Annotated in this window: 18 protein-coding genes and 5 tRNA genes; 5 read left to right on the top strand and 18 right to left on the bottom strand. The window is 42.8% G+C overall.

Annotation, left to right across the window (positions count from 1 at the left end; translation table 11 throughout):
* Nucleotides 1-7: 7 nt before the first annotated feature.
* The 8 genes from PROVRUST_RS00980 to nagB all read right to left on the bottom strand — a co-directional run bounded on the left by PROVRUST_RS00980 (nucleotide 8) and on the right by nagB (nucleotide 4,106).
* Nucleotides 8-84, bottom strand: a tRNA-Met gene (locus PROVRUST_RS00980).
* A gap of 48 nt (nucleotides 85-132) precedes the next feature.
* A tRNA-Gln gene (locus PROVRUST_RS00975) sits at nucleotides 133-207 on the bottom strand.
* 46 nt (nucleotides 208-253) lie between these two features.
* A tRNA-Gln gene (locus PROVRUST_RS00970) sits at nucleotides 254-328 on the bottom strand.
* A gap of 33 nt (nucleotides 329-361) precedes the next feature.
* A tRNA-Leu gene (locus tag PROVRUST_RS00965) sits at nucleotides 362-446 on the bottom strand.
* A gap of 7 nt (nucleotides 447-453) precedes the next feature.
* Nucleotides 454-530, bottom strand: a tRNA-Met gene (locus PROVRUST_RS00960).
* 254 nt (nucleotides 531-784) lie between these two features.
* The gene (gene nagC, locus PROVRUST_RS00955) at nucleotides 785-2,008 is read right to left on the bottom strand and encodes a DNA-binding transcriptional regulator NagC (RefSeq protein ID WP_006812799.1); all 1,224 of its coding nucleotides are present in this window, start codon (nucleotides 2,006-2,008) and stop codon (nucleotides 785-787) included.
* A 7-nt stretch (nucleotides 2,009-2,015) separates the two neighbouring features.
* Entirely contained in the window at nucleotides 2,016-3,182 is a 1,167-nt protein-coding gene (gene nagA, locus PROVRUST_RS00950) for an N-acetylglucosamine-6-phosphate deacetylase (protein WP_006812798.1), read from the bottom strand.
* Nucleotides 3,183-3,302: 120 nt separating this feature from the next.
* Nucleotides 3,303-4,106: a glucosamine-6-phosphate deaminase gene (nagB, locus tag PROVRUST_RS00945; RefSeq protein WP_006812797.1), complete on the bottom strand. Its 804-nt coding sequence runs from the start codon at nucleotides 4,104-4,106 to the stop codon at nucleotides 3,303-3,305.
* A gap of 357 nt (nucleotides 4,107-4,463) precedes the next feature.
* On the opposite strand from nagB, the gene nagE reads away from it, so the two are divergent.
* A complete protein-coding gene (gene nagE, locus PROVRUST_RS00940) occupies nucleotides 4,464-6,491 on the top strand; it encodes an N-acetylglucosamine-specific PTS transporter subunit IIBC (RefSeq protein WP_039854008.1) in 2,028 nt (675 codons plus the stop codon).
* A 58-nt stretch (nucleotides 6,492-6,549) separates the two neighbouring features.
* Here nagE and PROVRUST_RS00935 read toward each other — a convergent pair whose 3' ends face one another.
* On the bottom strand, nucleotides 6,550-7,044 hold the full coding sequence (locus PROVRUST_RS00935) for a DUF2569 domain-containing protein (protein ID WP_006812795.1): 495 nt from the start codon (nucleotides 7,042-7,044) through the stop codon (nucleotides 6,550-6,552).
* A gap of 240 nt (nucleotides 7,045-7,284) precedes the next feature.
* Between PROVRUST_RS00935 and PROVRUST_RS00930 the strand changes: the two genes are divergently transcribed.
* Entirely contained in the window at nucleotides 7,285-8,100 is an 816-nt protein-coding gene (locus PROVRUST_RS00930; RefSeq protein WP_006812794.1) for a sulfite exporter TauE/SafE family protein, read from the top strand.
* A 147-nt stretch (nucleotides 8,101-8,247) separates the two neighbouring features.
* A complete protein-coding gene (glnS, locus tag PROVRUST_RS00925; protein WP_039854007.1) occupies nucleotides 8,248-9,915 on the top strand; it encodes a glutamine--tRNA ligase in 1,668 nt (555 codons plus the stop codon).
* A 258-nt stretch (nucleotides 9,916-10,173) separates the two neighbouring features.
* On the opposite strand, the gene PROVRUST_RS00920 is transcribed toward glnS, so the two are convergent.
* From PROVRUST_RS00920 to kdpF, 9 genes are all read right to left on the bottom strand, one after another.
* Nucleotides 10,174-11,064: a nucleotidyl transferase AbiEii/AbiGii toxin family protein gene (locus tag PROVRUST_RS00920; protein ID WP_006812792.1), complete on the bottom strand. Its 891-nt coding sequence runs from the start codon at nucleotides 11,062-11,064 to the stop codon at nucleotides 10,174-10,176.
* A 15-nt stretch (nucleotides 11,065-11,079) separates the two neighbouring features.
* Nucleotides 11,080-11,604, bottom strand: a complete 525-nt coding sequence (gene abiEi, locus PROVRUST_RS00915) for a type IV toxin-antitoxin system AbiEi family antitoxin (protein ID WP_006812791.1) — start codon at nucleotides 11,602-11,604, stop codon at nucleotides 11,080-11,082.
* Nucleotides 11,605-11,778: 174 nt separating this feature from the next.
* Nucleotides 11,779-12,174, bottom strand: a complete 396-nt coding sequence (locus PROVRUST_RS00910; protein WP_050767585.1) for a DUF5329 family protein — start codon at nucleotides 12,172-12,174, stop codon at nucleotides 11,779-11,781.
* A 110-nt stretch (nucleotides 12,175-12,284) separates the two neighbouring features.
* Nucleotides 12,285-12,968 (bottom strand): two-component system response regulator KdpE, encoded by a 684-nt coding sequence (kdpE, locus tag PROVRUST_RS00905; RefSeq protein ID WP_006812789.1) that lies wholly within the window; start codon nucleotides 12,966-12,968, stop codon nucleotides 12,285-12,287.
* A 16-nt stretch (nucleotides 12,969-12,984) separates the two neighbouring features.
* The gene (gene kdpD, locus PROVRUST_RS00900) at nucleotides 12,985-15,678 is read right to left on the bottom strand and encodes a two-component system sensor histidine kinase KdpD (protein WP_006812788.1); all 2,694 of its coding nucleotides are present in this window, start codon (nucleotides 15,676-15,678) and stop codon (nucleotides 12,985-12,987) included.
* Nucleotides 15,679-15,686: 8 nt separating this feature from the next.
* Nucleotides 15,687-16,280, bottom strand: a complete 594-nt coding sequence (gene kdpC / locus PROVRUST_RS00895; RefSeq protein WP_039854006.1) for a potassium-transporting ATPase subunit KdpC — start codon at nucleotides 16,278-16,280, stop codon at nucleotides 15,687-15,689.
* Between the two features lie 10 nt (nucleotides 16,281-16,290).
* The gene (gene kdpB / locus PROVRUST_RS00890; protein ID WP_006812786.1) at nucleotides 16,291-18,354 is read right to left on the bottom strand and encodes a potassium-transporting ATPase subunit KdpB; all 2,064 of its coding nucleotides are present in this window, start codon (nucleotides 18,352-18,354) and stop codon (nucleotides 16,291-16,293) included.
* Between the two features lie 13 nt (nucleotides 18,355-18,367).
* The gene (kdpA, locus tag PROVRUST_RS00885; protein WP_039854004.1) at nucleotides 18,368-20,071 is read right to left on the bottom strand and encodes a potassium-transporting ATPase subunit KdpA; all 1,704 of its coding nucleotides are present in this window, start codon (nucleotides 20,069-20,071) and stop codon (nucleotides 18,368-18,370) included.
* A gap of 1 nt (nucleotide 20,072) precedes the next feature.
* On the bottom strand, nucleotides 20,073-20,162 hold the full coding sequence (gene kdpF / locus PROVRUST_RS20450) for a K(+)-transporting ATPase subunit F (RefSeq protein ID WP_039854003.1): 90 nt from the start codon (nucleotides 20,160-20,162) through the stop codon (nucleotides 20,073-20,075).
* 423 nt (nucleotides 20,163-20,585) lie between these two features.
* Between kdpF and PROVRUST_RS00875 the strand changes: the two genes are divergently transcribed.
* Together PROVRUST_RS00875 and PROVRUST_RS00870 are read left to right on the top strand one after the other, a co-directional pair.
* Entirely contained in the window at nucleotides 20,586-20,792 is a 207-nt protein-coding gene (locus PROVRUST_RS00875; protein ID WP_006812783.1) for a YbfA family protein, read from the top strand.
* A gap of 429 nt (nucleotides 20,793-21,221) precedes the next feature.
* Nucleotides 21,222-22,718, top strand: coding sequence for a C69 family dipeptidase (locus tag PROVRUST_RS00870; RefSeq protein WP_039854002.1), 1,497 nt, complete (start codon nucleotides 21,222-21,224; stop codon nucleotides 22,716-22,718).
* The last annotated feature ends 46 nt before the right edge of the window (nucleotides 22,719-22,764 follow it).

Genomic DNA, 22,764 nt, shown 5'->3' with positions numbered 1-22,764 from the left:
AAAGAAATGGTGGCTATGACGGGATTCGAACCTGTGACCCCAACATTATGAGTGTTGTGCTCTAACCAGCTGAGCTACATAGCCGTTTTAATTTCTTTACTGTGTGATTTTACTGCTTGGAAGGATAATAGATGGCTGGGGTACCAGGATTCGAACCTGGGGATGCCAGGATCAAAACCTGGTGCCTTACCGCTTGGCGATACCCCATCCGAGAATATCTATTATTAATTCTGAGTAACTATTGTCTTTAAGATGGCTGGGGTACCAGGATTCGAACCTGGGGATGCCAGGATCAAAACCTGGTGCCTTACCGCTTGGCGATACCCCAATATCTTAAATTCAATTTTAACCGAGAAGGAAATGGTGCGGGAGACAAGACTTGAACTTGCACACCTTGCGGCGCCAGAACCTAAATCTGGTGCGTCTACCAATTTCGCCACTCCCGCAAAAATATGGTGGCTATGACGGGATTCGAACCTGTGACCCCAACATTATGAGTGTTGTGCTCTAACCAGCTGAGCTACATAGCCATCTTTTTTTGCATTACCTTCATCGGCGTTGCGGGGCGCATTATGCTAATTACAGGCAGTACAGTCAACAGCTTTTTGCACTATTTTTTAGAAAATGCGTTCGTTTGTTTGATGAATAATCATTTTGTCGATAAAGTCAGCAAAAAACAACCCTGAATTTAGAAAAATGACATTTACTTTGATTAGATGACGATAAAACAGTCACGTATCAATAACAAAAAAACGAAAGAAACCATTTCAAGAAAGCCAATAAATTAGTTTTCTAATAACTTCTGTAGTAACTCACCGTTTAACATGGCGCGTTTAGTCAGTGCAAAAGCACCAATTGCTGAATTATGCACCAATTGCGAGGTAACAACGGGTAAGTTTTCACGAAAACCTTTGAGTGCTTGCGAGTCAATACAGCTTTGAATCGCGGGTAACAGAATATTTTCCGCCTCGATGATGTCCCCCGCGATAACCACTTTTTCTGGATTGAATAGGTTTATCGTGATCGCAATCGCTTTTCCTATCTGCCTCCCTACATGCTGAATCACTTCTGTTGCCAGAGCATCGCCTTTATTGGCGGCTTGGCAAATTTGAGTAATAGAGCAGGCATCAAGGGTGAGTTGGCTGGAGTAACCTTGCTCAAGACGTTGTTTGACTCGAGTTTCAATAGCTTGATTGGATGCAATAGTTTCTAAGCAACCGAAGTTTCCACAGTGGCAGAGCTCCCCGAGAGGGTCGACTTGAATATGCCCAATCTCTCCAAGATTACCTCGATGGTTAAGCAGTATCTCTTTATTGAGCACTAATCCTGCTCCAGCGCCTCTGTGAATGCGTACAAGGAGAGAGTCTTCACAATCTCGGGTTGCCCCAAAATAACTCTCAGCGAGCGCTAGGCTGCGAATATCATGCCCAACATAGCAGGTGAGGTTGAAATGTTGCTGTAGGTTATCAATTAAATGCCAGTTATCCACTTTGATGTGAGGCATATAATGGACAACACCGGAATGAGGATTCACTAAACCCGGCAAAATAACGGAAATCGCAATCAGTTCTTTAATACGCCGTTGGTGTAACCCAATAAAATCTTCTAAGGCAGCAATTAATTTTTGCTCAACAATTTGTTGTGAGGGTTCGGTAATCGGGTAGTGCCCATCAGCTAACATTTTTCCGCTGAGGTCGTATAAAGCGATGGTCGCATCGTAGCGACCAAGGCGCACACCGATGGTATGGAAATATTTATATTCGGAAACGATGGAAATAGCACGACGGCCTCCAGTAGAGGCCTGTTGGTCAACTTCTTTAATTAAACCACGTTCGAGTAGCTGGCGGGTGATCTTAGTGACACTCGCTGGGGCAAGCTGGCTCTGTTCCGCTATCTGAATTCTCGATATCGGACCTTGTTGATCAATCAGGCTGTAGACGACAGCGCTATTTAGTTGTTTTACGAGATCAATATTACCAATTTGCTTTAGCGAGTGGCTTTGATTCATTAGCTATTTACTCATGCTTGTAGACTTCCTCTCCGTTAACGTAAGTTGCAAGGACTTGGAAGTCTTGGTTAAACGCTGTTAAGTTAGCGATTTTTCCTGTTTCAATAGAACCTAAGCTGGCATCAACCCCAATGGCTTTGGCGGGGTAAAGTGTTGCCATTCTTAAGGTTTCATCAAGTGGAATACCAACCTGTTCAACACTATTTTTCACGGCATTAATCATGGTGAGTGATGAACCGCTAAGGGTGCCATTTTCATCGACACATAGCCCATTACGGTAGTATATGGTTTTACCTGCGAAGATAAAATGATCCATTTCATCAGTTTCAGGATCTATTCCTGCTGGTGCAGTTGCATCAGTGACTAAAACCAGCTTATCGCCTTTCAGTTTTTTACTGTTGCGGATATTTGCCCATTGGACATGTAAACCATCAGCAATAATGCCAGCATACACTTCTGGAGTATCATAAATAGCGCCAACTAAACCTGGACCACGGCCGGAAATATACGGCATCGCATTGAATAGGTGAGTCGATGCGCGAATACCGGCTCTGAAACCTTGTCGAGCTTCATCATAGGTCGCGTTAGAATGACCCGCAGAAACCACAATGCCAGCATCGGTGAGTTGGTGAATAAAATGTTCTTCAACCATTTCAGGGGCGAGGGTAATCATGGTGATGGCATCGGCATGATCAGATAAATAATCGATCATTTCTACGGATGGCTTACGAATAAATTCTGGATTATGGGTCCCTTTTTTAATTAGATTAATATATGGACCTTCAATATGTAAACCAAGCGCTTGGTTTTTATTGCTTTTTAGGAATTCAGTCATGACATCAACGCCATGCTTCATCAGCTCATCGGAACAGGTAATCAAGGTTGGTAAGAAGCTGGTGCAGCCTGAACGCTCATTGGCTTTTTGCATTATTTCTAGGTTTTTCAATGTCACATTTTCTTTATTGTCATTGAATTGCACACCACCACAGCCATTAACTTGTAAGTCGATAAAGCCCGCAGAAAGGATTGCGCCTTGTAAATTTTTGCGTTCAATCGTGTTGGATAGCTCGGATTCTGGACAGACTGCCTTGATGATTTCACCTTCAATAATGACAGCGTGGTTTTCCAGTCTTTCGTGACCTGTATAAATAATGCAATTAGTTAGTGCATACATAGCTTAAAACTCCTGACCGCGAGTAAATGGGTCACCGATCAGCAGGATATTGCTGATCGGGTGTTCGATACTCAGTCTATTTTTGATAATAAATTTGACTAAAATAACGTTGAGTATAAATCAATTAAATTTCTCAATGTTTTCACATTCTAATTGTTTGAAATATTTGAGAGTTTTAACTTTCAATTCTAATGTTGCGGGTTCATCACACACAATGATGGCTTTTGGATGAAGCTGCACACAGCTGATAGTCCATAAGTGATTGACGGAACCTTCAACAGCGGCATAAACGGCATTGGCTTTATTGGCACCAGTGGCGAGAACCATCAGTTCTTTAGAATCCAGCAGCGTTGCAACACCCACTGTTAATGCAAACTTGGGAACTTGGTTGATGTCATTGTCAAAAAAGCGAGAGTTAGCTTGGCGAGTCTCAGGGGTCAGCGTTTTAATTCTGGTTCTGGAACTCAGAGAAGAGCCAGGTTCATTAAAGGCAATATGACCATCATTACCTACGCCGCCCATAAATAAATCAATCTGACCGTAGGATTTGATTTTATCTTCATAACGTTGACATTCTGCATCAACATCCGGTGCATTACCGTTCAATAAATTGATGTTTTCAGCTTGAATATCAATGTGATTAAAGAAATTCTGATGCATAAATGTATGGTAGCTTTGTGGATGCTCTTTTGGGATACCGATGTATTCATCCATATTAAACGTGACCACATGCTTAAAGCTCACTTTCCCTGCTTTATATAAAGCGATTAATTCTTTATATGTGGCAAGTGGGGTACCGCCAGTGGGTAAGCCTAGAACGAAAGGGCGCTCAGCTGTCGGATTAAATGCATTGATTTTATCGGCGATGTACTGCGCTGACCATACGCCAACATCATGAGCATTATTTAATGGGATAAGCCTCATGTACTTTTACCTCTAGTGTCTCTTTAAATTTATACTGGTTAGTCCCCAAGCCCCAATAAGCTGAACATCATTAACTCTTTTCTTATGACTTGAGGTACTTGGAGTATATACAGCAAATAAAATAAAAAACTTATTTTTAATCATAAAATAAGTTTTAAATAATAGCTACTAATTTAGTCAATAACAGGATCCTTTCATTGATATTTATCACAGATTTTAGCTAATTATTTTGTATCGCGAAAAAATTCATCTAGACTATCGACTGCTATAATCTAACACTGTCAGTTATGATTCTGATGCGTGAAAATAAGATCCTGTAAATGGGACAAAAAATAAAGCGATACAAAGGGGGAGTTTGTGAATATTCTTAGCTACTTACAGCGGATCGGTAGGGCTCTGATGGTGCCTGTTGCTGTCTTACCAGCCGCCGCAATCCTGATGGGGATTGGTTATTGGATAGACCCAGATGGTTGGGGGGCCAATAGCGCAATCGCCGCGTTACTGATCAAATCCGGTGCAGCGATTATCGACAACATGTCAGTGTTGTTTGCAATTGGTGTTGCGTACGGAATGTCCAAAGATAAAGATGGCGCAGCCGCGTTAACCGGGTTTGTCGGATTCTTAGTGGTGACAACGCTATGTTCTCCTGCATCTTACTCTATGATTATGAATGTTCCTCTGGAATCCGTTCCTGCGGCATTCAATAAAATTAACAACCAATTTGTCGGTATCTTAGTCGGGGTTCTCTCTGCTGAGTTATATAACCGCTACAGTGGTGTTGAATTACCTAAAGCGCTGTCATTCTTCAGCGGTCGCCGTTTAGTCCCGATTTTAACCTCATTCCTGATGATCATCTTGGCTTTCATTCTGATGTATGTTTGGCCTGTGGTGTACAACGGATTAGTTTCTTTCGGTGAAAGCATTAAAGATATGGGATCAGTGGGTGCGGGTATCTACGCATTCTTTAACCGTCTATTAATTCCAGTTGGCTTACACCATGCCTTGAACTCGGTATTCTGGTTTGATGTGGCAGGAATTAATGATATTCCTAACTTCCTTGGTGGTGCTAAGTCAATTGATGCAGGCCTTGCAACTGTGGGTATCACAGGGCGCTATCAGGCTGGTTTCTTCCCAATTATGATGTTTGGTCTGCCGGGCGCTGCATTAGCGATTTACCACTGCGCACGTCCAGAAAATAAAGCGAAAGTTGCAGGTATCATGATTGCAGGTGCGTTTGCTGCATTCTTTACCGGTATCACTGAGCCACTTGAATTCTCCTTTATGTTCGTTGCGCCTGTACTGTATGTAATCCATGCAATATTAACCGGTATTTCGGTGTATATCGCAGCAACCATGGAGTGGATTTCTGGCTTTGGCTTTAGTGCTGGTTTGGTGGATATGTTCCTACAAACCCGTAACCCACTTGCCGTAAACTGGTACATGCTGATTGTTCAAGGTTTAGTCTTCTTTGGCATTTACTATGTCATCTTTAGTTTCATGATCCGTAAATTCAACCTGTTAACTCCGGGCCGTGAAGTCAGTGCTGGAGATGAAACCGCTGACGGTTATAACGAAAATATCAGCGATGCACATAGCGATGATAGCGAGATTCAAAAAGAAGCGCGTCAATACATTGCTGCGGTCGGTGGTAGCGATAACCTCGTCAATATCGATGCTTGTATTACACGTTTACGTTTGGGTGTTAAAGATTCATCCGTTGTGAATGAATCTCTAGCCAAACGTCTTGGCGCATCGGGTGTTATCCGTCTGAACAAACAAAACGTGCAGGTGATTGTCGGTACGCGTGCTGAGTTGGTGGCTAAGGCAATGACGGAAGTCTTGGCTAAAGGCCCTGTCGCTGCATCTGTCTCTGCGCCTGTTCCAACCGAGAGTAAACAAGCTGCACCAGAAAAAGCGAAAGGTAATGTTATATTATCTTTGGTGGCACCGGTCAGTGGTCAAGTTTACTCATTGGATAATGTGCCTGATGAAGCTTTTTCTAGCCGCATTGTTGGCGATGGTATTGCCATCAAACCAACCAGCAGCGAAGTATTAGCACCAGCGGCAGGTACGATTGTTAAAATCTTCCCAACCAATCATGCATTCTGTCTTGAAACGACCAATGGTATCGAACTGATTGTTCACATGGGTATCGATACAGTGGCTTTAAATGGTGAAGGTTGTGCGCGTTTAATTGAAGAAGGCGCTGAAGTTGAAGCGGGTACGCCGATTCTAAAACTCGACTTGCCATTCCTTGAAGCCAATGCAAAATCAATGATTAGCCCAGTCATTATTAGCAATATTGATGATTTTGCTGGTGTTGAGATTTTAGCCCAAGGTCAAGTGACTGCCGGTGAGACAGTGATTTATAACGTATTGAAATAATCGCGTTATAGCTAACTGAAATAGTTAAATGCCAGCTACTGAAATAGCTGGCATTTTTTTATCTTGAAAAGACGATAGATATGCGTTTTGAAAAAATAAAGTAGGGGATCCAAATCACGGCACTGATGATGCTGGAGATCATTTGTTGGTAATCTGCATCAGTGAGTCTCACATGATAAGCTTGGGCAAATATGACGGTAGAATCTAAACTGATAATAATGCCAAACAGATAGTAAGGAATGACAAATTTACGAACGCCTTTTCTGTGGCTGAAGAAAAAATAGCACGTAATCAAAATTAGCAGTAAATAAGTCGAATTTAAAATAATGGTTCCAATGTAAAAGCGCGGAATGAATCCATTATTTTGATAGTAGTTGAACAAAACCTTGGCGAGCTCGTAACCCCCCATGACAGATAATACCAATGTAATAACTAGCCCTAAGGCGGGTAAATATAAAAATCCATTGATTTTATTTGCCTGTAAACTCTCGCACTGGCTACACCATCCTGATTCTTGATTCGCTTCATTTTCATGACAGTTGATGCATTTCATCTCTTACCTTCACTATTTTTTTGTGGTGATTAAGCTTCCGTGTCACTACTGCTAAAGTGAATAATTACAGTGTAGAGCAAATATGAAATTTGCGCCTAATTTGAGATTTTTTGTTTTTTTATACTGCAAATATCGAGCAATCAATTTGGCAAAATCTCAAAGTTACTTGGCAAATCTGCATAAGCCAAAGCGTACTCTGATGGATATGATAAATATTCAATTCATAATGGGGGTACAGCGGTGGAGCTTCTTCTGTGTTTATTTGGTTTTATTTCAGGCATCACTACGGCACTGTTTGGGTTTGGTGGTGGTTTTATCACTGTACCGCTTTTATATGCACTTATTACGTTGGTTTGGGGATCTCAGCTTGATGTCCGTGATATTGCAATGCAAATTGCGGTTGCCACATCGACCTGCGTGATGATTTTTTCATCCAGTGTTTCAAGCCGAGCCCACTATTTAAAAGGCAATTTGGATTGGAAAATGATTAAACCTTTCATTTTGCCTATTTCAATTGGGGGAGTTTTGGGTGCGATGATTGCCTTATCAGTTGATAGCGAATGGATCCGTTGGATTTTTATCGGTTATTTAGTGGTCACTATTTTAGATTGCTTTATTCGTCCCGGTTTTATGAAAACTCAGCCAAAGGGAATAAATCTAAACCAAGGAAGTTATTTGGCAGAGGGCACCATTGGAATGCTAATTGGCACAGTGGCGGCGTTTCTTGGGGTAGGTGGCAGTGTGATGACGGTGCCATTAATGCGTCGTCGAGGCGCAAGTATGTTACAAGCTGCTGCATTTGCGAACCCGCTGACATTGCCCATGGCAATCACGGGGTCGGTGATGTATTTCTACTTTGCGGTGGAAAAACACATTGAATTAGGCTCGGGGTTTTGGGGCATGATTTATATTAAGGGAGCATTGATTTTGATCGCCACTTCATGGCTCGGGATCCGTTTTGCTTCTTTTTTAATGCCGTATCTCAGTGATAAACGCCATGCACAAAGTTATCCAATCTTGCTAATGGTCGTTCTCGGGGTCATGTTATGGGTCTAAATAGACGTTTTTTTGTTAAAAAAATCCCTTTGCCATACCTTTTGTTGACTAACCTTAATCAAACGGTTGTTTCCTGACGTATTATAGTAGAATATATTTGGTTACTACGCGATTTTAGCGCGCTTTTGGCACTGAGGAATGATGACAATGAATGAGGCAGATGCTCGCCCAACAAACTTTATCCGTCAGATCATCGATGAAGATCTGGCGACGGGAAAACATACGTCAGTACACACACGTTTTCCACCTGAACCGAATGGCTATTTACATATTGGCCATGCGAAATCCATTTGCTTAAACTTTGGTATCGCAAAGGATTATCAAGGACAGTGTAACTTACGCTTTGATGATACTAACCCGGTCAAAGAAGATGTTGAGTATGTGAACTCTATTCAGAACGACGTCCAATGGTTAGGTTTCCAGTGGAGCGGCGATATTCGTTATTCATCGGATTATTTCGATATTCTTTATCAATATGCGGTTGAGCTGATCAAAAAAGGTCTGGCTTACGTTGATGAATTAAGCCCAGATGAAATTCGTGAATATCGTGGGACATTGAAAGAGCCAGGTAAAAATAGCCCTTACCGCGAGCGCTTAATCGAAGATAACTTAGCGCTATTTGAAAAAATGCGTGATGGTGGCTTTGATGAAGGTAAAGCGTGTCTGCGTGCAAAAATTGATATGGCATCACCATTTATGGTTATGCGTGATCCAGTGTTGTATCGCATTAAATTTGCAGAGCATCACCAGTCTGGTAACAAATGGTGCATCTACCCGATGTATGACTTCACTCATTGCATTTCTGATGCATTAGAGGGGATCACCCATTCTCTGTGTACTTTAGAGTTCCAAGACAACCGTCGCTTGTATGATTGGGTATTGGACAATATCACCATTGATTGTCACCCACGTCAGTACGAATTTTCGCGTCTGAATCTTGAATATACGGTGATGTCGAAGCGTAAGCTGAACCAATTGGTCATGGAAAAACATGTCGCTGGTTGGGATGATCCACGTATGTTAACCATTTCTGGTTTACGTCGTCGTGGTTATACTGCTGCGTCAATTCGTGAATTTTGTCGCCGTATTGGTGTGACCAAGCAAGACAATAACGTTGAAATGGCGGCATTGGAATCATGCATCCGTGATGATCTGAATGAATCAGCACCACGCGCGATGGCGGTTATCGACCCTGTCCGTTTAGTGATTGAAAACATGCCTGCTGGTGAGCAAATCTTAACGGCACCAAACCATCCTAATAAACCTGAGATGGGTACCCGTGAAGTGCCGTTCAGCAATGAGCTGTACATTGATCGTGCTGACTTCCGTGAAGAAGCTAACCGCCAATATAAGCGCTTGGTTTTAGGTAAAGAAGTTCGCCTGCGTAATGCTTACATTATTAAAGCTGAACGCGTAGAAAAAGATGCAGAAGGCAATATCACGACAATTTTCTGTACTTATGATGCGGATACGTTGAATAAAGATCCTGCGGATGGTCGCAAAGTGAGAGGCGTTATTCACTGGGTGAGTGTAGCACATGCTCTGCCAGCAGAAATTCGCCTATATGACCGCCTATTTACGGTTCCAAACCCAGCGGCAGAAGATGATTTCTTATCAACGTTGAACCCAGAATCCTTAGTGATCCGCCAAGGTTTCGTTGAGCCAAGTCTGCGTGATGCGCCGGCTGAAAAAGCCTATCAGTTTGAGCGTGAAGGGTATTTCTGCGCAGATAACAAACTGAGCAGCGCGGATAAACTGGTGTTTAACCGTACTGTAGGGTTGCGTGATACGTGGGCTAAGATTGAGTCTAACTAAGTTCTCGTCTCCTCGTCATACTTCGCGCTGTAGCTGCGTTAGCTGCACTCGCTAACCCTAGTCACATACTTATGTATGCTCCTAGGGATTAGCTCACTTGCCGCCTTGCTACAACACGAAGTATTTAGAGGACTAATCTTCGTTATGCTTCGCGCTGTAGCTATGCTGACTGCAATGCGAATTATTTAGAAGATTGGTTTAGAACGTTGTTTTAATTGTAAAAATTGGGTTGTGAAATGTCTTATAAAGTTGGATGTTTCACAACCCCATATCGAATGGATTCTTTGGCTTAATATTATTTAGTAATTCAGTGACAATATCGTTTACTTCAATCTGAACATAAGCCCAATATTCAGGGTTATCAACTGTTCTCTCTTTAATTTGTTTAGGAATAAAACGACTCATTTCAGCATTAAAATCATTGCGTAGGTCATCTTCTTGCATCAATTTATTAAGCTGTATCGCAATGGCGTGATGAAAATCGTCTATTTCCTTATTTCTCGCAATCAATTTCTTTTCGACGAGCGTTTTTGATAGGCTAATACCACGTTGTTTTATCCAAACAATATCCCATATATCACGAGGTTTTATTCGTCTTGCTCGATAGGCTAAAGCAATCAGCTTATCTGCAAGCGTTTCTTGCAGTGATTGAACTGGAACTAAGATCCCCTCTGTCGGTACAACAATATCGTAGTGATTCAGTAAAGGGCGTTTTTCAATATCAAATGAAGGGATAGCACATACATCAATATGCATTTTTTGCCTTGGTAAATCAGGGCGATTAGCCTCTTTCACAATGCTGATTTTCCATGACACTGTATCCCCCTGTTTTTCCTCTGATGGCTTATTTACCCAAACGTCGGTTTCATATTTATTCTGAATATACTTTTGTATCTCAAATTCTAAACCGTCAAATTCAGTGGGTTTGAAATCATGTCCACCATTAAAGTCCAAGTCTTCTGATAAACGTGAACTGTTGTAGCACATCCGAAGAGATGTTCCGCCAATAAAGGTGAGCCGTTGCATAGCACCTTGTCTGATTAATACATCCATAATGTCATGATGTAAAATTTCTTTTTCTATTACTGGCGTGATCGCTGCATAGTCTGGATTTACTTGGATTATTTGTCTAATCTGTTGTTTTAACATATCGCTCTCCTCGTATTACAAATCCAGCATATGTATATTTCGCTGACAGTGTTTAAGGTCAATAATGGCTTGTGCTGTATTTGCTCGATACATTTTTATGTCAGAGTCATAGTACAAATTTGGAGCAATCTGCTCAATTGGCTTTTTTGTATGGATAAATTCAATCACGCCATAGGGTGTATCAAAGCGACCACTGCGGCCTTTAGTAATAACGGTGACTCGACCCATAATCACTTGTGAAATGTTTCCCGTATAACTTAGCTGACTTTCTAGGCTAATATAATTTAATACATTGCTACGTAGTTTTTTAATAATTTTATAAATCGCAGTTTCAGGTTCTGGTGGTGTAAGTACACTTTCATATAACCCTTTTACGACTCTTCTAAGTTGACCTTTTTTCACACTATCTGTCAGAAATTTTCTAAACGTTGGATTGCAAGGTTCACCTAACATAAATGCAAGCTCTGCCGCACTATGAATGCCACCACCAGCTTTTACCGCGCTAGCCAAGGCGCTTAATAATTTATCTATTTTTGCCATAGGTATACACTAAGTTAAGCAATAGGTAACTTAGTGTATACCTATGGAGTAAATTCCACAACCATAAGGTCTACAAAAAGTTACCATTAAAGTAATGTTTTGTAGACCTATTGGTTAAATAGATTCTGAAATGGTTCCATAAAATTGCAGTTTTTTATGGAATAAAGATGTAAGCTACTTGGCTTGTTTATCAACGTTATTTTTCAGTAAATCATGTAGATACTGATTGGCGGTAGCCACTTTCCCCTGAGCATCGGTCACTTGATACTCTTCCCCAGTAATGGACGATTTTGATGCCACGTTATCAATGAACTGTTCAGTGGTTTTTAAGCGTTTTTCGGTTTTACCTAATTTTAAGCGTAAATGTGATTCTGCATCAGCGGCGCTATGGCCGGAGCCATTACGGGTAAAGGTTAAATTCTGCTGTTTACCTAATTCGGCTAATAAAGCTTCAGTACGGGTTTTTTCTTCAGGGCTTAACGCCAATGCGTTAGTTGTGACAAATACAGTGAGAAAAATCACTAACAGAGAAGCAAAACGGCGAGGTAGCAGGGAATATAGTGAAGACACAGGGGATTCTCCGATAAATTAAGATGGAGAAATTATAGGTAGCCGAGCCCAATAAACTATCAGTAAAAGTCCGAGAATGTAACTTTAAGAATAATCACAATGCGGAAAACTTAAGGCATAAACCGGTAACCAACGCCTGTTTCAGTAAGCAAATGCACCGGACGGGCGGGATCTGTTTCTAATTTCTGACGTAAATGCCCCATATAAATACGCAGATAATGGTTATGCTCTACATAACTTGGCCCCCACACTTGCAGTAACAAATGGCGCTGAGTGAGAACCTTACCACTGTTTGCCACCATTTCGCTTAACAGGCGAAACTCAATTGGCGTGAGATGGAGCTCTTCTTCTCCTTTGGTCACGACGCGATTAATAAAATCTACAGTGACATCACCAAATTGAAAGGTAGGGTTTTCTTGTCCTGCTTTACCGAAACGACGCAAAGCCACACGCACACGAGCTAGTAATTCACTAATACCAAATGGTTTAGTCAGGTAATCATCGGCACCAGCATCGAGAGCGGCTACTTTTTGCGACTCTTCCTCGCGAGCGGATAACACAATCAGCGGAATACTGCTCCACTTACGTAAATCGCGGATTAAATCGAGCCCATCACCGTCAGGTAACCCGAGATCTAAAATCACTAAATCAGGTTGGCGAGTGCCCGCTTCAATCAGCCCGCGTTGGCAATTTTCGGCTTCAAAGACTTTCCAGCCTTCGCCCTCCAGCGCAAGTCGAACAAAGCGGCGGATCTCTTTTTCATCTTCAATGATCAGGATTTGATGGGGAGTCACAGTAAGCTAGATGCTCCTAAATATCGGTTTCAGTTTCAATTTCGGGTAATGGCTTTAAAGGTAAAACAAAGTGGAAGCTAGCTCCACCTTTATCATTGTTTTGTGCCCAAATTTCCCCTTCATGGATTTGAATAATCGCGCGACAAATGGCTAAGCCTAATCCAACACCGGGAATGGCGGACTCTTTCTGAGCACGAGAAAATTTATCAAAAATGGTTTTCTCTTGTCCATCAGGAATACCGTTGCTGGCATCCCAAATTTCGATATGCACTTTTTGTGATTCGGTGGTGGCTCGAATTCCCATTGGGGTATCCGAATCACTATATTTTACGGCATTTTCTAATAAATTAATCAGGACGCGTTCAATTAAGTTTGCATCGCAATACAGGAGCAAATCCGCGGGAATATCAATCTCAAGAGGGTGACTATGTAACGTGTAATCCAGCGTTCTTACCGCGCTACTGGTGATTTCTTGTAGAGATTGCCACTCTAAGTTGGGACAAATTCCCCCTGATTGCAAGCGTGCCATATCCAGCAAATTATTCACTAAACGCGAAGTACTGAGAACTTGTTGGCGCATTTGACTGACTTGATCCGTTAGCGGTGAATTTTGGGCTGACAACTCCAACATCAAAATTTCACTTTGACCAAATAACACTGTTAGCGGTGTTTTTAAGTCATGGGAAAGGGCGGCAAGCAACGAATTTCTGAGCTGCTCCCGCTCGATATCTAATTTGGCGCTTTCTGCTTGCTTAGTGAGTTGCAAACGAGACAGGCTGCTAGCAATTAGCCCAGTGAAAGTTTGCAGCATGCGCTGTTGTTCTGGCACCAGCAGTTGGCGAATATTGCGAGGCTCAATGGCAAGCACTGCAAGGGTTTCATCGGCAGTAGTAATGGGTTGTAATTGATACGGCACACTGGGTAGAGTATCGGTACCTGCTCCAGCAGGTTGGCGCTTGTCAAAACTCCACTTGGCGATGGCTTTATCGATCTGTAATTGGCTACAGCCTTCACTTAGTAACGGTATCAGCTGATTATTTTCATCTGGCAGTAATAAGCACGTTTTGGCTTGAAAGGCATTATTCAGAAAATGGTAGCCCGTTTTTCCAATATCTTCCGTCGTCATCGCTTGCCCTAACTCTTTGGTCATTTCATATAAATGACGGGTACGTTGCTCTCGATAGCGAGCGACTCGGGCTTGATAGCGCATTCCGGCTGTCAAATTTCCCACAACAACCCCAACAATCAGCATCACGGTGAACGTGACTAAATACTGCATATCCATGATAGCCAAAGAAAAATGAGGCTGTACAAAGAATAAATCGAAACTGAGGACGTTGATTAACGCAGCAAAAATAGAGGGGCGACGACCGTAAAATAGGGCGACGAGTACCACCCCCAATAAATAGAGTGTGACTAAGTTAGCTTTATCGAGCGCTAATAAAAAGGCGCGGGAGAATAGGGTAATGGCGGCACACATAACAATGGCCATCAAAAAACCATTCATATCAGAACGCCATTTTTCGGTGAATGGTTTTCTTTCAGGTTCTTTTTCCCAATCACTTTTTTCTTCAAGTGCCACAATAATTAAGTCCAGATCGGGACCTAACTTGCCTAAACGGTCTGCGAAACCTGAGCGCAAATTGAATTTATACCATTTGCGGTGTTTATCCCGTCGCCCGATTAAAATCTTACCGAGGTTATGCTCTCGGGCGTAACGTAAAATGGCTTTTTCTTCACAGGGGTCGGAAAGTGTGGCTGTCTCGGCACCTAAATCTTGAGCCAGACGCAGTGCTTTTAAAATGGCTCGCCGTTGGTTTTCTGGAAGCTGGTGTAAGGTTGGCGTTTCCACATACACGGCATGCCAAACACTGCCAAATTTAGCGGCAAGTCGCGCCGCAGCGCGAACTAATTTTTCATTCCCCGTGTTGTGACCGATACACAGCAGCAAACCGTCACGAGTATGCCAAACGGGGGCTTCACCTTTTCCATCACGAAACTCGCGCATTTGGTCATCGACGCGATCTGCGGTACGCCGTAAGGCTAATTCTCGTAAGGCAATCAAATTGCCTTTACGGAAAAAGTGTTCGATAGCGCGTTCAGCTTGCCCTGGAATATAGACTTTGCCTTCTTTTAATCGCTGGCGGAGATCATCCGGTGGTAAATCGACTAAAACAACTTCATTCGCCGCATCGAATATATGGTCGGGCACGGTTTCTCTAACTCGAATTCCTGTAATACTTCCGACTACATCGTTCAAACTTTCAATATGTTGAACGTTGATGGTGGTTAGTACATCAATTCCAGCATCAAGGAGTTCTTCAACATCTTGCCAACGTTTAGGATGACGACTGCCACTGGGATTACTAAAAGCCAGTTCATCCATTAAAATGATGGCAGGATGCCTAGCGAGAGCCGCATCAATATCGAAGGCGTGCAATCGACGCCCTCGATGATGGAGTTTCATAGACGGTAACTGAGGGAGCCCATCGATCAGCGCAGCGGTTTCCTCGCGTTCATGGGTTTCGACAACCCCAATCAGCACATCGAGACCTTGAGCACGCAAGCGCTGAGCTTCTTGTAACATGGCGTAGGTTTTTCCGACGCCTGCACAGGCGCCGAAGAAAATCTTAAGTTTGCCGCGTCCATCTTCATTCGCCTTAACCAATAGTTCATCGGGATTCGGGCGGATAGGCTCCTGATTATTCATAACTAACCTCAGTGACTTTGGCTATTGGCTTCCCATGGATACTGGTCAAGGGCAATATTAAGTTCTAACACATTTACTACTGGTTCCCCTAAGAATCGAAACAGCGGCGTTTGGGTATGTTCAGCAATAAGCGATTTTACCTTGTCTAGCGGTAACTGTCTGTTTTTCGCTATCCGAGGGGCTTGATACAGTGCCCCAGCTACCGAAATATGAGGGTCTAATCCACTGGATGACGCCGTCAGTAAATCCTCTGGAATGGTTGAACCTCCGTTCGGATTATGCTGTTTTAGTTCAGTGCTACGCTGAGTCAGTTGCTGCTCCAGTAACGGATTACTGATAGCCAAGTTGCTAGCGCCAGAGGCCAATGAATTATACGGTGTTTCTGCCGTTACCGATGGGCGACCGAAAAAGTAATTTTCATTTTTATAGTTCTGTCCGATTAATGATGAGCCGATAACGCGGCTATCTTGCAGGATCAGTGAACCCATGGATTGGGCTGGGAAAAGCACATTGGCAATCCCAGTCACGAAAAGTGGGTAAGCAATTCCCGTCATTAAGGTCAGTAAAAAGAGAATCATCAATGATGAGCGAAACATGTTCATAATGGGCTCCTTAAATACCAAATAAGCTGATGAACATATCAATAAGTTTGATCCCGACGAACGGTACGATCAATCCACCTAAACCATATAAACTCAGGTTGCGTTGCAATAATGCTTGTGAACTCATTGGGCGGTAATTTACCCCTTTTAGCGCCAATGGAATCAAGAAGATGATAATCAAGGCGTTAAAAATGACAGCGGACAGTAATGCCGATGCTGGTGAGTGTAGGTGCATAATATTCAGCGCATTTAACTGAGGCCACGTTACCGCAAATGCGGCAGGAATAATGGCAAAGTATTTGGCGATATCATTGGCGATACTGAATGTGGTCAGAGAACCACGGGTCATCAGCATTTGCTTACCAATGTGAACCACTTCAATCAACTTAGTTGGGTTAGAGTCTAAATCCACCATGTTACCGGCTTCTTTAGCCGCTTGAGTTCCCGAGTTCATCGCGACGGCAACATCAGCCTGAGCCAGTGCCGGTGCATCGTTAGTCCCATCACCGGTCATGGCGACCAGTCGACCTTCAGATTGATATTGGCGGATCAGCGCCAGTTTAGCTTCCGGTGTCGCTTCCGCTAAAAAGTCATCCACACCTGCTTCTGCGGCAATGGCAGCGGCGGTGAGGTGATTATCCCCCGTGATCATCACGGTTTTGATCCCCATAGCACGCATTTGGGCAAAGCGCTCTTTCATGCCCCCTTTGACGATATCTTTCAGGGCAACAATGCCAAGTACCGTTTGGTTATCGACAACCACTAACGGCGTTCCTCCCAAGTGTGCAACTTTTTCGACTAACTTGTCGGCTTCTACAGGGAACTTACCGTGGTTGGCTTCCACATAACGGCGAATAGCATCTGCTGAACCTTTGCGGATCATTCTTTCACCGACGTTAACACCGCTCATGCGTGTCATCGCAGAGAAAGGAACGAAGGTGGCGTTCATGGCGTGAATATCGCGTTCACGCAAATTAAATTTTTGCTTAGCCAGAATGACAATACTGCGACCTTCTGGGGTTTCATCCGCGAGTGAGGATAATTGTGCTGCATCAGCCAATTGCTGCTCAGTGACACCGGTGAGCGGGAGAAACTCAGACGCTTGGCGGTTACCTAATGTGATGGTACCTGTTTTATCCAGTAATAAGACATCCACATCTCCCGCTGCTTCAACTGCTCGTCCGCTGGTGGCAATGACATTCGCACCGAGCATTCGGCTCATTCCCGCCACACCGATCGACGATAGCAAGCCGCCAATGGTGGTGGGGATCAAGCAGATAAGCAGGGCGATCAGGACAATAATGGAAACCGCGCTACCTGCTCCGGCGTATTCCGCGGCAAATAGTGTAAAGGGATACAATGTTGCACACACGAGAACAAAGATGATCGTGAGGGCGGTCAGTAAAATGGTTAGGGCGATTTCGTTAGGGGTTTTGCGGCGCTGAGCGCCTTCAACCATCGAGATCATCCGGTCGAGGAATGTTTCACCGGGGTTAACCGTACATTCAACAATCAGCCAGTCAGAAAGAACACGAGTTCCCCCTGTGACCGATGAGAAGTCCCCGCCAGATTCACGGATCACCGGAGCTGATTCCCCGGTGATCGCACTTTCATCCACGGAAGCGCCACCTTCGAGAACTTCACCATCACAGGGGATCGTTTCCCCTGCACGGATTAACACGATATCCCCTTTGCGCAGTTGATCTGAACTGACGGCCTCTTGCGGGGCATCAAGGGAGGCTGCGGCGAGTTTTGTGGCGCGGCTTTGTTGTTTAACCCCTTTTAAACTTTGGGCTTGCGCTTTACTACGGCCTTCAGCTAAGGCTTCGGCAAAGTTAGCAAACAGTACAGTAAACCATAGCCATAGTGCGATCATTCCGCTGAACCACGCGCTACCTTCTGCGTAGCCGAGTGCCATACCCAGCCATAAAAGGGTGGTGATGGTACTGCCGATGTACACCACAAACATGACGGGATTACGCCATTGAGCTTGTGGGGTACATTTTTTTATTGAGTCAATAATCGATTGACGAACCAGTTTGCTATCAAATAATTGTGTTTTTTGATTTTTCATTTTTTCACCCTCATTATGCCGCTAACCAAATTTGCAAATGTTCTGCAATTGGACCGAGTGCAAGTGCTGGAACAAAGGTCAACGCACCAATGAGAAGAACCGTCATGATTAATAAACCGATAAACAGCGGACCGTGGGTTGGTAATGTGGCAAGGCTTGCCGCTTGAGGTTTTTTGATTGCCATAGAACCTGCGATAGCAAGAACCGGGAAGATAACCCCAAAGCGACCCAAGAACATCGCCAGCGCCAACATAACGTTGTAGTACGGTGTATTGGCACTTAAACCGGCAAAGGCGCTACCGTTGTTATTGGCCGCGGAAGAAAATGCGTACAGCACTTCACTAAAGCCATGAGCACCCGGATTTAAAATGCCTGCTCGACCTGCTTCAGTCATCAATGAAATTGTCGTCCCAACGAGAACTAAGGTGGGGGTGACTAAAATGGCAAGTGCGACCATTTTCATTTCACGGACTTCAATTTTTTTACCTAGGTATTCAGGTGTACGACCAATCATTAATCCGGCTAAGAATACGGCGAGTAAAACAAACAGCAACATGCCATATAGACCTGAGCCCACCCCCCCGAATACCACTTCACCAATTTGCATTAACCACATTGGCACCATGCCACCAAGAGCCGTGTAGGAATCATGCATTGAGTTGACCGCACCACAAGATGCAGCGGTAGTAACGACGGCATATAACGCCGAGCCTAAAATACCAAAGCGACTCTCTTTTCCTTCCATATTGGCGCTACTGTTAGCCTGAAGGTCGGATAAGAATGGGTTTCCTACATATTCTTCGTGGATCACCACTGCCGCAGCAATCACGAAAATAATGCTCATCGCCCAAAGTAGTGCATGCCCCTGTTTGCTATCACTAACATGGCGACCAAAAGCAAAACACAGTGCTGCAGGGATCAGGAAAATAGCCAACATTTGTACAAAGTTACTCAGCGCAGTTGGGTTTTCAAAAGGATGAGATGAGTTAGCGCCAAAAAATCCACCTCCGTTAGTTCCCAATAATTTAATGGCTTCTTGAGAGGCGACCGGGCCCATCGGTAGCAGTTGAGCTCCGCTATCAAGGTTATTGCTCAGTACATAAGGGGAAAAGTTTTGAATGACCCCTTGGCTGACAAAAAATAACGCAAAAATAATAGCGAGTGGCAGCAGTAAATATAAGGTAATGCGAGCGATATCGACCCATGCGTTACCGATGGTTTTACTGCCATGACGGGAAAATGCTCTGATCAGTGCAAATACCACGGCGATCCCCGTTGCTGCGGAAAGAAAATTTTGTACAGTCAGCCCAACCATTTGGCTCAAATAACTCAGCGTATTTTCACCGCTGTAAGCTTGCCAATTGGTATTTGCAACAAAACTGATGGCGGTATTGAAGGCTAAATCCCAGCTCATTCCAGGAAAGTGCTGTGGGTTTAATGGTAATGAACCTTGGCACATTAAGATCGTAAACAGTAATCCAAAGCCAAGAAGATTGAAGACCAAAATGGCGATGGCATATTGCCAGTAGTTCATTTCAGGGATTTCACGCCCCGGTTTTTTTATTCCGCTCAAACGCCAAAATAGCGATTCACTTTTGGTTATAGCGCGTGGCATATCGCCATCGATAAGATAAGCAATAAAGTTGCCTAACGGTTTTGCTAATAACAAAAGTACCAGTAAAAAACTTGCGATGAGTAAAAGCGCATTGATGGCCATATCAGAAATTCTCCGCATTGAGCAGGGCATAAATCAGATAAACCAGCAGTACAACAACGAGGACTGCACCAGTAATGGAAAGTAGTGACATTGTTATCTCCTTATTATTTCCATTGCGCTAGGTTAGGCATTTGCTTGTAAAGAAGCTGATAAAAAGAGCCGGAGGGATGTAAAAAAAGTATAAAAATGATCGACTAAGGTTGAGCCAGATGGGAACGAAGATAATCAAAGTATAGATTGTTAATGATATGTAGCAATTTAGTGTATTAATTACATGTAAAGGTTAATAAATGTAATAAAGCAACGAAAATGGCACGATAAATCAATTTATTTTATGTTTAAGTGGTCAGATGAGTAGTTAAATTACACAAATTGCGGTATTATGTGTTCAGTTAATGAAATAATTAATAGGTTGTTCGATTTTAGCGCCTCTTTTTGTAACGAAGTGAAGTTCAAAGATAAAGAGCAAGACTGGAATCGGCAAAAAATTCGTGGCTACTGAAGGAGGATATCGATGTCCACATATCAAAAATACTCCCGTAATCAGGTCATTTTGCGCCGCACTGCTGCTGTGACAGCTGGCGTTATTGCGTTTCCGGTTATGGTGTTTTATCCAAAGAGAGCAAGATTTTATAGCTACCTGCATAAGGTCTGGGCAAAAACCAGCGATAAACCAGTATGGTTAGCAAGCTCTGAAGTTGCGATGGAAAGCCATCGTTAGTCAGTGATTGAGTTCACTAGAAAGATATCCCTGCAATTGTTTAATTGTGGGGATTTTTTATTTATAAAGACGTATTAATATAATTAAAAATTAGATATCAATGTTATTAAAAATAAAGATATGTTATTCAATAAAAAATTAATTAAATAATAATTATATTTAATTAAATCACACTGAGAAGTGAATCACGGTAATTGTATTAACCCCATTGCTAATATCTAGCCCCAGTAATATTTAAATTAATACTATAAATATCCACTAAAACTGTATTCGTTAATTTAATCATTAATATACTCTAAATAATTCGAGGTGCAGCTAGGCTTCAAACTAGCGAATCGCTGGGAGTCTTCATGAATGGCTGACTCCCGTGAATTAGCGACGTCAACAACACTGTATCTTGAAGTTTGATGAGTATAAATGGGGAATATCATGTTTTCATTTAAGAAATGTGTTATAGCATTGTCAATTAATGTCGCATTAATATCGTCTGGTTTTGCCTGTACAACACTTCTAGCGGGTTCTGATGCCACGACAGATGGCTCTTTAATTATTGCTCGGAGTGCGGATAGTAATGCACTAAAAGCACAACATTTTGTTATTCATCCAGCAAAAAAAAATCAATCAGGAATATATAGCACTAAAGAACATAATGGTGCTAATAATTTTACTTATCCATTACCGAAACAATCATTACGATATACAACCGTACCAAATTGGAAAACTCAATTACATGGTGCAACGGGATTTAATGAATTAGGTGTCGGTGTCAGTGGTACTGAATCTATATTTGCTTCACCTAAAGCATTGGCATTTGATCCGTATGTTGAAGAAACGGGAATTACGGAAGATGATATTCCGGACGTTCTACTTTCACGTGCAAAAACAGCACGAGAAGCAGTGGAGTTATTAGGGAATATTATTGAGACTCAAGGTGCGGGTGAAGGTTTTGGTGTGGCGGTCGTTGATAAAGATGAATTGTGGTATTTAGAAACGGGTACCGGTCATCAATGGATGGCACAAAAAATAGCTAAAGATAAATATTTTGCGACAGGAAATCAGGGGCGCTTACAAGCTTTTGATGTGAAAAATCCTGATGTTTTAGGATCTAAAAACCTGATTGAATTTGCGGTAGAAAAAGGGCTTTATAACCCAGCCACAGACGGTGAGTTTAATTTTTCTAAAGCCTATACCCGAGATGATGAGCGTGATCGCACATACAATGACCCGCGTGTTTGGGTTATTCAGCAGCAATTTAATCCTTCGTTAAAACAAGATGTGGCTGATGGCAGAAATTTTGCGCCTTTCTTAACGCCAGAGAAAAAAGTGTCGGTCGAAGAAGCCAAATCGATGCTACGTAACCACTTTGAAGGCACTGAACATGACCCATATACCAATGGATTAAATGGAAAAGAACCATGGAGACCGATTAGTGTATTTAGAACCTATGAAGCTCATGTGATGCAAGTGCGCCCTGAGTTACCTCAAGAAATCGGCGAAGTAACCTATGTGGGGTTGGGAATGGCTGATTTGACCGCTTTTGTGCCTTATTACAGCGGGTTAGAAGCTTATCCAAAACATTATAGTGTCGGTTCAGATAAAGCAGATAGTGACTCTATTTATTGGAAATACCGTAAACTTCAAACTTTGGTGATGACGGACTACCCTAAACTGGCTCCGATCGTCAAAAAAGCGTATCAAGAGTGGGAAGCTAAAACGGCGTTAGAACAGAAAGACATGGAAGCTAAATATTTGAAAATGGCGAAAACGGATAAAGCGGCTGCCAATAAAATGCTCAATGAGTTCAATTTAAACGTGATGGCAAGTGCTGAGAAGCTGACTGAAGATTTGACGAATGAGCTGTTCACTATTCGGACTGAAGATATTCAATCTGATATTTTCTTTGCCAATAAGTCGAAGAAAGACTGAGTCGCGTGAATAACGTTTCTTAACGATAAATAGTCGAAAGGTTCTC

Origin of the sequence: Providencia rustigianii DSM 4541 (assembly GCF_000156395.1) — a bacterium.
GTDB classification, from domain to species: Bacteria; Pseudomonadota; Gammaproteobacteria; order Enterobacterales; family Enterobacteriaceae; genus Providencia; species Providencia rustigianii.
Note: the sequence above shows the minus strand (reverse complement) of the source record. Positions and strands in the feature narration are given on the sequence as shown.

Bases quoted from the DNA above. Each gene is read 5' to 3' on its own strand.
- kdpA (WP_039854004.1), bottom strand. From the start codon at position 20,071: ATGGCCATCAATGCGCTTTTACTCATCGCAAGTTTTTTACTGGTACTT.
- PROVRUST_RS00935 (WP_006812795.1), bottom strand. From the start codon at position 7,044: ATGAAATGCATCAACTGTCATGAAAATGAAGCGAATCAAGAATCAGGA.
- PROVRUST_RS00870 (WP_039854002.1), top strand. From the start codon at position 21,222: ATGTTTTCATTTAAGAAATGTGTTATAGCATTGTCAATTAATGTCGCA.
- PROVRUST_RS00875 (WP_006812783.1), top strand. From the start codon at position 20,586: ATGTCCACATATCAAAAATACTCCCGTAATCAGGTCATTTTGCGCCGC.
- abiEi (WP_006812791.1), bottom strand. From the start codon at position 11,604: ATGGCAAAAATAGATAAATTATTAAGCGCCTTGGCTAGCGCGGTAAAA.
- nagA (WP_006812798.1), bottom strand. From the start codon at position 3,182: ATGTATGCACTAACTAATTGCATTATTTATACAGGTCACGAAAGACTG.
- nagC (WP_006812799.1), bottom strand. From the start codon at position 2,008: ATGAATCAAAGCCACTCGCTAAAGCAAATTGGTAATATTGATCTCGTA.
- kdpB (WP_006812786.1), bottom strand. From the start codon at position 18,354: ATGAAAAATCAAAAAACACAATTATTTGATAGCAAACTGGTTCGTCAA.
- nagB (WP_006812797.1), bottom strand. From the start codon at position 4,106: ATGAGGCTTATCCCATTAAATAATGCTCATGATGTTGGCGTATGGTCA.
- kdpD (WP_006812788.1), bottom strand. From the start codon at position 15,678: ATGAATAATCAGGAGCCTATCCGCCCGAATCCCGATGAACTATTGGTT.
- kdpF (WP_039854003.1), bottom strand. From the start codon at position 20,162: ATGTCACTACTTTCCATTACTGGTGCAGTCCTCGTTGTTGTACTGCTG.
- kdpC (WP_039854006.1), bottom strand. From the start codon at position 16,280: ATGAACATGTTTCGCTCATCATTGATGATTCTCTTTTTACTGACCTTA.
- glnS (WP_039854007.1), top strand. From the start codon at position 8,248: ATGAATGAGGCAGATGCTCGCCCAACAAACTTTATCCGTCAGATCATC.
- PROVRUST_RS00920 (WP_006812792.1), bottom strand. From the start codon at position 11,064: ATGTTAAAACAACAGATTAGACAAATAATCCAAGTAAATCCAGACTAT.